The sequence below is a fragment of the uncultured Abiotrophia sp. genome (genome assembly GCF_938010525.1).
GTDB lineage: Bacteria > Bacillota > Bacilli > Lactobacillales > Aerococcaceae > Abiotrophia.
In genome coordinates this window covers 133898-147685 of record NZ_CALLVK010000020.1, presented here as the reverse complement: position 1 = coordinate 147685, position 13788 = coordinate 133898, and the positions used below count along the sequence as shown (strand labels likewise).

Genomic DNA, 13788 nt, shown 5'->3' with positions numbered 1-13788 from the left:
GTAGGAGGTTTCACCATGAATCAACGCCAAGCGATTTTAAAAGTATTAGAAAGTAACAGTAGAATTTCACCAGCTGAATTGGCTGTTCGTCTAGGTTATAGCGAAGAAGAAGTCATCAAAACCATTGCAGAACTTGAAGCCGACCGTATTATTGTCGGTTATCATACCCTAATTAACTGGGACAAGACCGACGATCAAAGTGTGTCTGCCATTATCGAATTGAAGGTTAACCCACAGCGTGGCCAAGGTTTTGACCGAATTGCAGAGAAAATCTATCTTTTCCCAGAGGTAGACTCCCTCTACCTTATGTCTGGGGGCTTTGACTTCTTGGTTGAACTTAAGAAGGCGCCGATGAAGGAAATTGCCCTCTTTGTTTCTAGCCGTTTGTCTGTGATTGAAGAAGTTCAGTCAACAGCGACTCATATTATCTTAACGAAATACAAAGACCACGGCACCATGTTCGTCAAGGATGACAAACACAAACGGATGGTGGTCACTCCATGAGTCATCGTTTTATCAACCAGAAAGTTCAAGCCATTCAACCCTCTGGGATTCGCAAATTCTTCGATATTGCCAATGAGATTGAAGATGTCATTTCGCTAGGGGTGGGAGAACCCGATTTTGATACTCCTTGGCATGTGCGCGAAGAGGGGATTTACACCCTTCAGAAAGGCCGGACTTTCTATACAGCTAACCGTGGGCTGATGGAATTACGAACTGAGATTTCTAATTACATCGCGCGCAATCACGCGGTCCAATACAATCCGGCCACTCAGGTCTTAGTCACAATCGGGGGATCTGAGGCCATTGACTTGGCCTTGCGGGCTTGTTTAGAACCTGGGGACGAAGTGATTTATCATGAACCTTGCTATGTCTCCTACTTACCATGTATTACCCTAGCGGATGGCGTGCCAGTACCTATTCCGCTTAAGGAAGCTAATGATTTTCGATTGACGGCGGAGGAGTTAGAGGCTGCGATTACACCTAAGTCTAAGGCCTTAATTTTATCCTTCCCCAATAACCCGACCGGGGCAGTGATGTCCAAGGAAGATTTGGAAGCAATCGCTGAAGTGATTGTACGCCACGATCTTTTGGTTATTACAGATGAAATCTATAGCGAGCTTTCTTATACCGGCAAGAAGCACTATTCCCTCATTGATTTGCCGGGTATGGTTGAACGGACTATTTATATCAATGGCTTTTCTAAGGCCTATGCCATGACCGGCTGGCGCTTGGGCTATTGTTGTGGCCCTGAAGAAATTCTGGCTCAGATGGTGAAAATTCACCAGTTTGCTATTATGGCTGCGCCAACTATGAGCCAGTATGCGGGCACCATGGCTCTTAAGAATGGGGCTAGTGATGTGGAAATGATGCGTGACAGCTATAATCAACGTCGACGCTATTTGATGGCGGAGCTCAAACGCTTAGGCATTCCATGCTTTGAGCCTTTTGGCGCCTTCTACATCTTCCCGAATATTAGTCAATTTGGCTTAAGTTCAGAAGAGTTTGCCACCCGTCTGATTCGAGAGCACAAGGTGGCGGTTGTGCCGGGCTCAGCTTTTGGCCAGTCGGGCGAAGGCTTCGTACGGGTATCTTATGCCTACTCAATCGATGAACTCAAACAAGCCTTTGAGCGCATTGAACACTTTATCACTGAATTACGTGCAGAACAAGGAGGAAAGTAAGATGTCATTACCTTTAAGACAGGAACTGCCTCTGGCAGAGACCTGGGATTTAAGTCTCTTGTATCAAGACCAGGCGGCCTATGAAGTGGCCGTAGAGGGCTTGAAGAAACAGGTGACGGAATTTGAAGCTAACTATGCGGGCACTCTGGGTCAAGCGCAACAATTAGAAAAGGCCTTAGCCGACTATGAGGCTATTCAAGTGGCCATTTCCTGGGTCTCTCATTATGGTTCACTAGCCTATGAGACCGATAAACTAGATGCTCAGAATGAAGCCAATGCGGTGGGCTTAGATCAACTCTTCGAATTAGTAGGGGCTAAGCTTGCCTTTCTAGCACCAGAGTTATCAGCCTTGGATGAAGCCTACCTGAGAGAGTTTAGTCAATCTGACAAGGGCAAGCGCTATGCGGGCTACCTCAATGAAGTCTTGCGTTTAAAACCTAGCGTCCTTTCTAAGGAGGTTGAAGAGCTCTTATCTAGTTTCCAGAGCTCGCTCTACAACCAATATTCTCTCTATGGAACCCTCAAGTTCCAGGACTTGACCTTCGACGATTTCCAAGTGTCGGGTAAGACCTATCCAAATAGTTTCGTCAAATTTGAGGGGGACTACGAGGGGGCTAGCGACTATGAATTACGTCATGCTTCATGGAAGTCTTTCCATGATGGCTTGGCGCGCTATCAACACACGGCAGCAGCTAACTACCTCAACTATGTGCAAACGAGCAAGAAGGAAGCTAAGTTGCGCGGTTTTGACTCAATCATTGATTACGAACTCTTTAAGCAAGACGTGAGCCGCGAAGCCTATAACCGCCAAATTGATGTTATCATGTCAGAGTTTGCGCCAGTGATGCGACGCTACGCGCGCTTGTTGGCAGCTGAGCAGGGCTTGGATAAAGTCTCTTTGGCAGATATTAAGATGCCATTCTCTAAAGAACCTGCTGAAACCATCAGTATAGAGGCATCCCGTGCCATGGTAGAAGATACCTTCAAGGTCCTTGGCCCTGACTATCAAGAAGTTGTGCGGCGCGCTTTCGATGAGCGTTGGATTGACTATCCAATGAACCAGACCAAATCAACCGGAGGATTCTGTGCGACGGTAGCCGATGGCCCATCCTATATTCTGCTTAACTGGACAGGCTTACTCAGCGAAGTTCTTGTTTTGGCTCATGAATTGGGTCATGCGGGGCACTTCCAGTTAACCAACCAGCATGTATCGCCTATTACACCAGAAGCCAGCCTTTACTTTATCGAGGCGCCTTCAACGGCTAATGAAGTGATTATGTGTCAATATTTGCTCAGCCAACCTTTAGAAGCCGCGCAAAAACGGACCTTGATTGCTGAGTTTATTGCTCGGACCTACTTCCACAACATGGTCACCCACCTCTTGGAAGCACACTTCCAACGCAAGGTGCTAGAAGCGGTAGACCGTGATGAATTCCTCAATACCGACAGTCTCAACCAATTCTTCTTAGAGACCCTTAAAGAATTCTGGGGTGATGCCCTGGAAATTAATCCAGGCGCAGAGTTGACTTGGATGCGTCAGCCGCACTACTTCATGGCCCTCTATCCTTACACCTACTCAGCTGGTTTGACCATTGGGACGGCTGTAGGGCAGAAGATTGCTGCTGGTGATCAAACTACAATCAACAAATGGCTAGAAGTTCTTAAAGCTGGTGGTACCATGGGGCCTTTGGCCTTGGCCGAACATGCCGGCGTATCTATGGCGGATGCTGGTGCCTTGCGTTCAGCAATCGGCTACGTAGATCATTTATTAGATCAAATTGAGGCTCTTGCCTAGGATTGGTCTAGGCAAATGTTACAAGAGTGTAATATTTGCAATCAAATAAAGGCCAGATGTCAGAAGTGTTAAGCTTCATCTACAGACCACCTATAAGCCTTTTCATTGCCAATCAAGTGCTGTATGATAGACTTAGGCAATGCAAGGAGTGCACTGCCGGAAAATGGTGCGACCTTACGTGGGGGTAAGGCATCGCTCGTTTTCTTGACTGACTTGGGAAAAGACCTTGAGGGGCTGGAGACCTCTTGGTCTTTTCCTTTTTTATTTTGACTTTATTAGGCTACTTGAGAGGCTTGGCGGGATGCTGTATAATAGGAAGGCTAAGACTAAGGAGGCGTACTATGCGGCAATTATCCATCTTGATGACCAGCGACACACATGGTTTCTGGCTCAAAGCTCCAGAAAATGCTGAGCGCTCATTGCTCAACACAGCAGCAACTATTGAAAAATTGAAAGAAAAAGCTAATCATCCTGTTCTAACGATTGATTTAGGAGACTTTATACAGGGTTCTTCCTTCGCCACTTACTGCAAGCAGGAAGCGGGCGACGGTAGCGTCTTTGCTCGGGCTATGAATAAAATTGGCTACGATTATCAATTAATTGGTAATCACGAATTCAACTTTGGCCAAGACTATCGTGATAATATTTTGAATCAGCTAGAGGCACCGATTTTATGTGCCAACATTGTCTGGCGGGAAACGGGCCAACCAGCACTCGGCCAACCTTACGTCATTACTGAACGTGACGGCATCCGGATTGGGATTATTGGGGTGACAACAGAATACATTCCCCACTGGGAATTGCCGGCGCACTATGAAGGACTAGCCTTCCTCAATGCCTATGAGGTTGCCAAGGAATACGCTGAGCTTATCAGACCTCAGGTGGACGTTCTTATCTTAGCTTATCATGGTGGTTTTGAACGGGATTTGGATAGCTTTGAACCCCTTGAAGCTTTAACAGGCGAAAACCGTGGGGCTGAGATGCTGCAAGGAATTCCAGGCCTAGATGTGCTCTTAACAGGGCACCAACACCGTGTGATTTGCCAACAAGTTGGACAGACCTGGGTAGTGCAACCAGGCTTTGCTGGCCAGTATGTAGCGGAAGTTACTTTAGACTTGGATCAAGACCATCGGGTTATTTCTGGGCAAGCTAGCTTGCACGAAACCAGTCAAACTAGTCCCAGCCAGGCGGTGCAAGAGGTCATGGAACCAGAGCTTAGCCAAGGGGCGGCTTGGTTGAATCAAGTCCTAGGAGAGGCACCTCTTTTACCTGTCACAAATGATGTTTTTGAAGCGCGCGTCTATGGACATCCTTATATTGAGTTCCTTAATCAATTGCAATTGCGGGAAACAGGGGCCGATTTTAGCGCCATCGCTTTAGTTAATGAGGCCTTTAAAGATTTTCGTGGCCCTATCACCAATGAAATTCTGCTAGCTAGTTATCCTTACTATAATCTGATTGCGACTGTTGAGGTAAGTGGTCAGACCATCAAGGATGCCTTAGAGTTTGATCTCAACTATCTGGTGCTAGATCAGAGTGGGCGTAAGGCCATTAATCCAAGTTACATTGCGCCTAAACCTAAGCACTATAACTTTGATGTATTCAGTGGCTTGATGACTACAGTAGATTTGACTCAACCAGTTGGTCAACGTGTGGTAAGTATCGTGGATGAGCGTAAGGGTCAAGAACTGGATTTGGATGCCACTTATACCCTAGCTCTAACCCAATATCGGGCCTGTGGCGGGGGCGACTATCATATGTTCTCAAGCGATCAAATGAAGACCTTGTCGACGACTGATTTAGCCACTTTGATGAAAGAGGCCCTGGCTCATTTTGGTCCTGAAGATTGGGAGCAAATCAACAGCCATTACCAGCACTTTACTTGGTTACAATAAGCATAAGCAACTGAGGCCTAGGGCCTCAGTTTTTTTATGGCAAGAAAAAAGCAGAGACAGAGTCTCTGCTAGTGATGAGATGCCCTTAAATAAGGGCTAAAATAATGAAGTTAAGGACAAAGAGGGCGATGGAGACCCACAAGAGAGCGTGGATTTCCTTGGCCTTGCCTTGCGTTACTTTCACGATAGCGTAGGTGATAAAGCCTGCTGCAATACCGTAAGAGATAGAGTAGGAGAAGCCCATAAAAATGGAAGAGAAGAAAGCTGGCACTGCCTCGGCGAAATCAGTCCAGTTGAGATCGCTGAAGGAAGCCATCATGAGGACCCCGACAATGATAAGGGCAGGCGCAGTGGCAACAGTCGGTACTAGGCTAACAAAAGGTGCAATAAACATGGTCGCTAGGAATAGTAAGGCGGTGACGACAGAAGTAAGACCTGTTCGGCCACCAACTCCAATCCCAGCGGCAGATTCCACATAGGTGGTCGTGTTAGATGTCCCGAAGAGGGCACCAATCAAAGTCCCGATTGAATCTCCGAAGAGAGCTTTATCCATTTTTGAGCTGAATCCTGAGCTGTTTTGTAGGGCTAATTCGTCTTCAGCGGAGAAGATGCCAGTCCGACGACCAGTTCCTACGAAGGTCCCGATGGTATCGAAGACATCAGAAAGACTGAAGGCGAAGATGGTCATTAACACTAATGGAAGGCGGCTCCAGTCTGAAAAGAGGGCTGGAAGACCTTCTGGACGGAAGATAACTAAGAAGGTTTGACCTAGTTCCCCAAAAGCATTACCAAGAGAATTTTGTGCTAGGTTGGCACTTGATAGGTCAATTAGGCCCATTGGAAAGGCTAAGGCGGTAGTGATTACAATCCCTAAGAGAAGGGCGCCTTTGACTTGACGGACCATGAGGATAATGGTGATAGCTAAGCCAATCAAAGCGAGAATTGCAGATGGCTGAGTGAAGTTGACCAAGGATGGGACGATACCGGAATCAGCTACGATATTGGTAACCCCGCCAGTATATTGAGTAGCACTAGCTGGGCCGCCATTAACAGAAAGGATGCTAGAACCGGAGGCTGTAAAGTTTAAGAAGCCTGCATTCTTGACCCCGATATAGGCGATGAAGACCCCAATCCCAGCAGAAATAGCATGTTGTAGGGATTCTGGGATGGAAACGATCAAGAGCTTGCGGATTTTAGTGACGGTAATCAGGATGTTGAAAACACCGCACAGGAAAACCATGGCTAAGGCTTCTTGCCAGGTGAAACCTAGACCGAAGCAGACGGTGAAGGTGAAAAAGGCATTGAGGCCCATACCTGGAGCCAAGGCATAAGGGACATTAGCGAAAAGGCCCATGACCAGTGTAGAGGTAGCTGCCGCAAAGAGGGTAGCTAGGAAGACAGCTTGGCTAGGCATGCCGGTTTGAGACAGAATAGACGGGTTGACAAAGACAATATATGCCATGGCAAGGAAGGTGGTAATCCCTGCAATAAATTCAGTTACCACGGTCGTTCCATGGTCACGTAATTTGAACAAACGTTCCAAAATAATAGCCTCCTAGTGTTTGGATTAATAGAACAGAATTGAGTATAGCATAGACAGTGGCAGATAGAACTAGTTCTAAGAGGATTTGTCTTCAAAAAAAATTAAATGTTCGTGTTTTTGAACACTGCAAGAATAGGCAGAATGAAAATGTGCAGAATTCGTAACAAAATGTCTGATAAACGAGGAGCTTCAGGGCTAGATATCGTGTTTTAAAGGCTTTTATGCTATAATATATAAGATTGAATGAGAAGGAGGCGACGACCTTGACTAAGCAGGAAGCATTTGTTATCGGGGATATCCATGGTATGTACCATCTTTTGGAAGAACTATTGATCCATTGGCGCCCAGAAGATCAACAATTAATCTTTGTGGGAGACTTAATTGACCGGGGACCTAAGTCTAAGGCTACAGTCGAAAAAGTAAGGGAGCTTCAAGCCAGTCATGGCGCTATCTGTCTCTGTGGTAACCATGAGGATATGTTATTGGAGATCTTGACGGACCCAGAAAAATACTTTGGCCGCTATAAACGTAACGGTGGTTTGACCACCATCTCAGAATTTTTAGAGACGACGCCTAGTAGGCTAGAAGACCAATCGGGCCAGCTGCTGTCTGACTGCTTGAAGGAGACTCAGCCGTGGCTACAAGCCTGGTTGGAGAGCCTGCCCCTCTATACAGAATTTGGCAACTTCATCATTGCACATGCTGGGGTTAATCCGGAAGTCGACCAGTGGAAAGATTCTTCGCGTCGCGATTTTGTCTGGATTCGCGAACCCTTCCATACGCTGCCTAATAAGACTGGGCGGCCAATTATCTTCGGCCACACCCCAATTGGCCGGCTCAATGACGATGGACAGACTCATCATGTTTGGCATCGTGAGGGTGATTTGATTGGCATTGATGGCGGTGCAGTATACGGTGGCCATCTATTGGCTGTCCGAATCAATCACGAGACCCTTCTCGAAACATTCTGCGTTCCTTCGGACGCACCAAAGGTGGACGATTAAATCATGACAGTAACATTAACACATGAAGTACAAGAGGTAGCAAAGGAACTTAAGTTGCCGGTTGATAAGGTCAGTGTCGTCTTAGAGCTCTTGGCCGAAGGCAACACCATTCCTTTTATTGCGCGCTATCGTAAGGAAAAAACAGGCGCCCTAGATGAAGTCCAAATCCACGAGATTGAGACCCGCTATCGTTATGTCACGCAATTGGCCGAGCGTAAGGAAGAAGTTAAGCGTCTGATTGATGAGCAAGAAAAACTGACTCCAGAATTAGCTGGGCAAATCGAAGCGGCTAGCACCTTGCAACAAGTGGAAGATCTCTATCGACCTTATAAGCAGAAGCGTCGTACTAAGGCCATGGTGGCTATTGAACAAGGCCTGGAACCTTTGGCTCAATGGTTGTTGAATGAGCAGGCAGGGGACGTCGAAGAGACTGCTGCTGGCTATCTTAACGAAGAAGTTACTGATGTGGCAGCTGCTCTAGCCGGTGCCCATGAAATTCTGGCCCAATGGGTGTCAGACAATGCTGCCTACCGCGAATTTATCCGCAAATACATGCGTTATAATGCCATCCTCAAGACCAAGCTCAAGAAGGAAGAGGCGGACCCTAACCAAGTCTATGCGATGTATTATGACTTCGAAAATAAACTTAGCGACCTACCAGCGCACCGGACCTTAGCTCTCAACCGAGCTGAGAAGGAAGAGGTTATCAGCGTATCTATTGAGGTGGATGAAGCGCCAATCTTCAATTATTTGGAGCGGCATGTCCTAGCTGAAAATCTCCCAGAAGCTAAGCGTGTCTTAGGGCAGGCGGCTATTCGAGATGCATACAAACGTTTCATCTTTCCAGCCATTGAACGGGAACTTCGTAATGAAGCGACTGAGCGGGCAGATAAGCAAGCCATCCAAGTCTTTGGTGACAACCTCAAACATTTGCTCCTGACGCCACCTCTTAAGGGACGGACAGTGCTGGGCTTGGACCCTGCCTACCGTACAGGCTGTAAGCTAGCGGTCGTTAACCAAACCGGTAAGGTCTTAGATAAAGGTGTTATTTACCCTCATAAACCAGCAGGTGAACGCCAACGTCAAGCGGCCAGCGGCCAATTGGCAGACTTGATTAAAGCACACGGGGTCGAAGTCATTGCTATTGGGAATGGGACCGCCAGTCGGGAATCTGAGCAGTTCGTAGCTCAAGTCATCAAGACCTTGGACCAACCAGTTAAATATATGATTGTTAACGAGGCGGGGGCTTCTGTCTATTCAGCTAGTGAACTAGCCCGTCAAGAATTTCCGGATTATCAGGTAGAAGAGCGGAGCGCGGTTTCCATTGCTCGCCGTCTGCAAGACCCTTTGGCTGAATTGATTAAGATTGATCCTAAGTCCATTGGTGTGGGTCAGTATCAGCACGACGTGGCTCAAAAGCAATTGACCGAGGAACTAGACTTTGTGGTCAATACCACTGTTAACCGAGTAGGTGTGGATGTGAATACAGCCAGTGTTTCCCTCTTGCAACACGTGTCGGGTTTGACCGCGACGACCGCTAAAAACTTGATTAGCCTTCGTGATGAGTTAGGTCGCTTTGAAGACCGCCGTCAAATTAAGGATGTCAAACGCCTAGGTCCTAAAACCTATGAGCAAGCTATTGGCTTCCTCCGGATTGTCGGAGGGAAGAATCCACTTGATCAGACCGGTATTCACCCAGAGAGTTACGCGGTAGCGCGTATGATTCTGGACCGTGCTGGTTTAGCCTTAGACTCCATTGGCTCTGATCATGCTGTGGAGGCCTTAAGTGCCCTTAAACCAGCCCAACTAGCTCAGGAGCTAGAAGTAGGTCAGGCAACCATTGTAGATATTATTGAAGGTCTCAAGCATCCCCTGCATGATATTCGGGATGCCGGTCCTGCGCCGATTTTGCGGGAAGATGTTATGTCCTTAGACGATCTGGAAGTGGGGATGCAACTACAAGGTGTGGTCCGCAACGTGGTCGATTTCGGTGCCTTTGTAGATATCGGGGTCAAGCAAGATGGCCTGATTCATATTTCCAAACTATCCAAGAAATTCATCAAGCATCCTTCAGAAGCGGTAGCTGTGGGGGATATCTTGGAAGTTGAAGTCACTGTCTTAGATAAGAAAAAAGGCCGTATTGGCCTCAAACGCCTCTTCAAGAAGCCTGCCCAAGGCTAGGCGCCATTGACTTCAATGTTTCGACTAGAAAGGTAGAATACTTAATGAAATTACTAACTGTGGCAATCCCCTCATATAATTCCGCAGATTATATGGGGCGGGCTATTGAGTCCCTCTTGCAGGCAGGCGACCAGATTGAAATTTTGGTCATTGATGATGGCTCTAAGGATGAAACCTTGACCATTGCTCAAGACTATCAACGCCGCTATCCAGACCAAGTTAAGGCCATTCATCAGGCTAACAAAGGTCATGGTGGGGCAGTCAATACTGGTCTAGCCCATGCGACGGGCCAATATTTTAAGGTGGTAGACTCTGATGACTGGGTGGATGAGTCGGCTTTGACTACGGTCATGGCGACCTTGGAGCGCTTTGAAGCAGAGAAGACCCAAGTGGATGTCCTCCTGACTAATTATGTTTATGAACAGGGAGAGGAGGGCGCTAAGCGAACGGTCCGCTACGAGCGTAATCTGCCCATTAATCAGTTCTTTGGCTGGGACGAGGTCAAGCCTTTCTCAGTAGGCGAGTATCTCATGATGCACTCGTTGATTTATCGGACCCAACTCCTGAGAGATTGTGGTCTTAACTTGCCAGAACATACCTTCTATGTAGATAATGTCTTTGTCTATCAACCGATTCAGCATGTTCGGCGTCTCTATTATCTGGATGTCGATTTCTATCGTTACCTGATTGGCCGCGATGACCAGTCGGTCAATGAGCGGGTCATGATGGGGCGGATTGACCAGCAACTTAAGGTCAACCGACTCTTGATTGAAGCGGTTGACTTCAGCCAGCCGCTACATCCTAGCATTCGCCAGTATTTACTTAAGCACTTGGAGATTGTCACTAGCATTTCAAGTGCCTTGCTCAATCGTATTGGGACGCCAGAAGCTTTGGCCAAGCGCCAAGATCTCTGGAATTTCCTAAAAGAACGTAATCCTGAGGCTTTCAAAGTCTTGCGTTATGCTTTTTTCGGGCGTTTAACGACTGCTAATACCCGGGTGGGACGTTGGGTTTCGAACCAAGTCTATAAAGTCATTCGTAAGGTTGGGGGCTATTAGGAGCCTCTGATTATAGCCTGGTCTGCGGGTAAGGTAAATGAGTGTCAGACCTTGCCATGGCGGGGGCTTAGCCTTATAATAGTAATATCTTAAGAGAAAGTGATGTGAAATAATGGGACGTAAATGGGCCAACATCAAAGAAAAAAAAGCCAAGTTGGATGCCAATAACAGTAAGGTCTACGCAAAATTCGGGATTGAAATTTACGTAGCTGCTAAACAAGGCGATCCAGATCCCCATAGTAACCAAAAATTGAAATTTGTCATTGACCGTGCTAAGACCTACAATGTGCCTAAGCATGTCATTGACCGCGCTATCGAAAAAGCCAAAGGTGGCGGCGATGAAAGCTTCCAAGAGCTCCGCTACGAAGGTTTTGGGCCAAACGGTTCCATGATTATCGTGGATGCTTTGACTAACAACGTTAACCGGACTGCCAGTGATGTGCGGGCGGCCTATGGTAAGAACGGCGGGAACATGGGTGTCAGCGGGTCTGTTAGCTACCTCTTCGACGCGACAGCTGTCTTCGTTATTGCCGGCCAAGATGCTGACGAAATCATGATGGGCTTGTTAGAAGCCGATGTCGACGTTCGCGAAGTGACACAAGAAGGAGATTCTGTTGTCGTTTACGGGGAACCAAATGACTTCCACGCCATCCAATCAGCTTTGGAAGCCATGGGGATTAGCGAGTTTGAAGTGGCAGAATTAGACCTCTTGCCACAAAACGAAGTGACCTTAACAGGGGACGACCTAGCTAAATTTGAGCGTTTGATTGAAGTCTTAGAAGACAATGACGACGTTCAACGTGTATACCACAACGTGGACTTAGAAGACTAAGATAAAGTAAAAGACTGAGAAGCATCCACTTCTCAGTCTTTTTTTCTTTGCGAAATTTTAATACCAACCATTTTCTTGGCAGATACGGATGGCATCCGCCCGGTTTTTAGCGCTTAGTTTTTGCAGAATGGTAGACATGTAGTTACGAACAGTGCCTTCTGATAGGTGGAGCTCCTGGGCTAATTCCTTGTTGGAGAGGCCCTCTCTAACGCCTGCCATGAGCTGGCGCTCTTGTGGAGTTAAGGGATTGTGATGAGTGAAGAGGCTATCAACGAGCTCAGGCGCATATTCTTTCTTGCCTGCCAAGATATTTTCGAGTGTTGCCATGAGGGCGTGGACAGGGCGTTCCTTGAGGACGAAGGCATCGACATCGGCTTTGAGAGCGCGTTCGAAGTAGCCGGGACGTTTGAAGGTGGTGAAGATGAGGATCTTGACCTCAGGGTGATGGGTCTTAGCCCACTCTAGCACGTCTAAACCACTGGCATAGGGCATTTCAATGTCTAAGAGGGCGATATCGACGGTCTGGCTATCTAAAATTTCCATGGCCTCCTGGCCATTTTTGGCTGGGCGAACGATTTCTACTTGGTCTTCCAGCTCTAGGAGTTGACAGAGGGCATCTCGAAGCATGGCTTGATCTTCTGCAATTAAGAGGCGCATGGAATCACCTATCCTTTCTCGTAGGGCATTTTAAGTTGGACTTGGGTAGGTTGGCGACGACTGAGGATGTTTAGCTGTCCACCTTGAATTTGCAGGCGGTCCAAGATGGTGTGGAGTTCACCTTCCTGCACGGGGCCAAAACCTTGTCCGTCGTCTTCTACAAAGGCGTAAAGGAAATTATCGTTCTGCCAGAGGCGGATTAGGACATGCTTGGCTTGGGCGTGCTTGATGATGTTGTTGCAGGCTTCTAGCAAGCACAAAGCTAGGGTGGAGGATTGGTCCTGTGTCAAGGATAGGCTGGCTAGCTGATTGTCAATGACCACCTGGATACCAGATATTTCTAACATTTCTTGCAGCCGGATGAGTTCGTTAGCCAAGTCGTGGTGGTCTAAGTCGTTGATGATAGCCCGTACCTGATGCATAGCTTCCTGAGTCAGGTTGTGAATATCCTTAACATGTTCTTGGGCAGCCTCATATTTTTGACGTGCCATCAGGCTAGTGGCTAATTCACTCTTAACAGCTAAGGTGGCGAAGAGATGGCCTAGGTTATCATGGAGGTCACGCCGGATTCGATGACGTTCATTTTCAGCTAAAAGTAAGTTGATTTGCTTATTTTTAGCTTCTTCTCTTTCCTGCATGAGCTCTCGCAATCGACCGAAGCGTTGCCCGATGGAAAAGAGGATGATGAAGCCAATTAGCAGGCCCAGATAGAATAACTCAATGGAATCCAAGCCCCGCCAAGTGTGATAGACATAGATGCCTAGGGCGATACCATAAATACTTAACCAACGCCAAGACCAGAGGGAAGAACGAGGAAAACAATAGGCCATGACATTGCCCAAATAAAAGAGGAACCAAATAAAGTTAGGATTGAGGGAAAGGGCACAGTAACAGATATAGCCTGCCGCATAAATCCAACTAAGGGTGACAATTCGTTGGTCTTGGCTCCATAAGAGGGAGAGATAGGAAACTAAAAAGATAAAGGTCAAGCCCAAAATCCCCCAATTGATGGGGGACTGATTGATGGATTCAATAACGGGGAATAGAATGAAGACCAGACTGATATAGAACATGATGTGAGTCTGTTTCATAGCAATTTTCAGACGTTGGAACACGTTGGTCCCTCCTTCTAAAGTAC

The 13788-nt window shown here is 47.2% G+C and carries 11 protein-coding genes; 8 read left to right on the top strand and 3 right to left on the bottom strand.

What is annotated here, in order from left to right:
- Positions 1 to 15 precede the first annotated feature (15 nt).
- The 4 genes from Q0339_RS04510 to Q0339_RS04495 all read left to right on the top strand — a co-directional run bounded on the left by Q0339_RS04510 (position 16) and on the right by Q0339_RS04495 (position 5375).
- Positions 16 to 504, top strand: coding sequence for an Lrp/AsnC family transcriptional regulator (locus Q0339_RS04510; protein ID WP_023392238.1), 489 nt, complete (start codon positions 16 to 18; stop codon positions 502 to 504).
- A complete protein-coding gene (locus Q0339_RS04505; RefSeq protein ID WP_298077622.1) occupies positions 501 to 1685 on the top strand; it encodes an aminotransferase class I/II-fold pyridoxal phosphate-dependent enzyme in 1185 nt (394 codons plus the stop codon). Before Q0339_RS04510 ends, Q0339_RS04505 begins: the two co-directional genes overlap by 4 nt.
- Position 1686: 1 nt before the next feature.
- On the top strand, positions 1687 to 3480 hold the full coding sequence (pepF, locus tag Q0339_RS04500) for an oligoendopeptidase F (protein WP_298077620.1): 1794 nt from the start codon (positions 1687 to 1689) through the stop codon (positions 3478 to 3480).
- Positions 3481 to 3821: 341 nt separating this feature from the next.
- A complete protein-coding gene (locus tag Q0339_RS04495; protein WP_298077618.1) occupies positions 3822 to 5375 on the top strand; it encodes a bifunctional UDP-sugar hydrolase/5'-nucleotidase in 1554 nt (517 codons plus the stop codon).
- Between the two features lie 85 nt (positions 5376 to 5460).
- Here the strand turns inward: Q0339_RS04495 and Q0339_RS04490 are convergent, their stop codons facing one another.
- Complete coding sequence (locus Q0339_RS04490) at positions 5461 to 6918, bottom strand: NCS2 family permease (RefSeq protein WP_298077617.1); 1458 nt, start codon at positions 6916 to 6918, stop codon at positions 5461 to 5463.
- Positions 6919 to 7181: 263 nt separating this feature from the next.
- Here Q0339_RS04490 and Q0339_RS04485 point away from each other — a divergent pair, with 263 nt between their 5' ends.
- The 4 genes from Q0339_RS04485 (at position 7182) to Q0339_RS04470 (ending at position 11993) form a co-directional block, all read left to right on the top strand.
- Positions 7182 to 7922: a metallophosphoesterase gene (locus tag Q0339_RS04485; protein WP_298077616.1), complete on the top strand. Its 741-nt coding sequence runs from the start codon at positions 7182 to 7184 to the stop codon at positions 7920 to 7922.
- A gap of 3 nt (positions 7923 to 7925) precedes the next feature.
- Positions 7926 to 10103, top strand: a complete 2178-nt coding sequence (locus Q0339_RS04480) for a Tex family protein (RefSeq protein ID WP_298077615.1) — start codon at positions 7926 to 7928, stop codon at positions 10101 to 10103.
- Positions 10104 to 10147: 44 nt separating this feature from the next.
- A complete protein-coding gene (locus Q0339_RS04475; protein ID WP_298077614.1) occupies positions 10148 to 11161 on the top strand; it encodes a glycosyltransferase family 2 protein in 1014 nt (337 codons plus the stop codon).
- A 112-nt stretch (positions 11162 to 11273) separates the two neighbouring features.
- Positions 11274 to 11993: a YebC/PmpR family DNA-binding transcriptional regulator gene (locus Q0339_RS04470; protein ID WP_298077613.1), complete on the top strand. Its 720-nt coding sequence runs from the start codon at positions 11274 to 11276 to the stop codon at positions 11991 to 11993.
- A gap of 57 nt (positions 11994 to 12050) precedes the next feature.
- On the opposite strand, the gene Q0339_RS04465 is transcribed toward Q0339_RS04470, so the two are convergent.
- Both Q0339_RS04465 and Q0339_RS04460 read right to left on the bottom strand, forming a co-directional pair.
- Complete coding sequence (locus Q0339_RS04465; RefSeq protein ID WP_298077612.1) at positions 12051 to 12650, bottom strand: response regulator transcription factor; 600 nt, start codon at positions 12648 to 12650, stop codon at positions 12051 to 12053.
- A gap of 8 nt (positions 12651 to 12658) precedes the next feature.
- Complete coding sequence (locus Q0339_RS04460; RefSeq protein WP_298077611.1) at positions 12659 to 13765, bottom strand: sensor histidine kinase; 1107 nt, start codon at positions 13763 to 13765, stop codon at positions 12659 to 12661.
- Positions 13766 to 13788 lie beyond the last annotated feature (23 nt).

Bases quoted from the DNA above. Each gene is read 5' to 3' on its own strand.
- Q0339_RS04510 (WP_023392238.1), top strand. From the start codon at position 16: ATGAATCAACGCCAAGCGATTTTAAAAGTATTAGAAAGTAACAGTAGA.
- Q0339_RS04505 (WP_298077622.1), top strand. From the start codon at position 501: ATGAGTCATCGTTTTATCAACCAGAAAGTTCAAGCCATTCAACCCTCT.
- pepF (WP_298077620.1), top strand. From the start codon at position 1,687: ATGTCATTACCTTTAAGACAGGAACTGCCTCTGGCAGAGACCTGGGAT.
- Q0339_RS04495 (WP_298077618.1), top strand. From the start codon at position 3,822: ATGCGGCAATTATCCATCTTGATGACCAGCGACACACATGGTTTCTGG.
- Q0339_RS04480 (WP_298077615.1), top strand. From the start codon at position 7,926: ATGACAGTAACATTAACACATGAAGTACAAGAGGTAGCAAAGGAACTT.
- Q0339_RS04475 (WP_298077614.1), top strand. From the start codon at position 10,148: ATGAAATTACTAACTGTGGCAATCCCCTCATATAATTCCGCAGATTAT.
- Q0339_RS04470 (WP_298077613.1), top strand. From the start codon at position 11,274: ATGGGACGTAAATGGGCCAACATCAAAGAAAAAAAAGCCAAGTTGGAT.
- Q0339_RS04465 (WP_298077612.1), bottom strand. From the start codon at position 12,650: ATGCGCCTCTTAATTGCAGAAGATCAAGCCATGCTTCGAGATGCCCTC.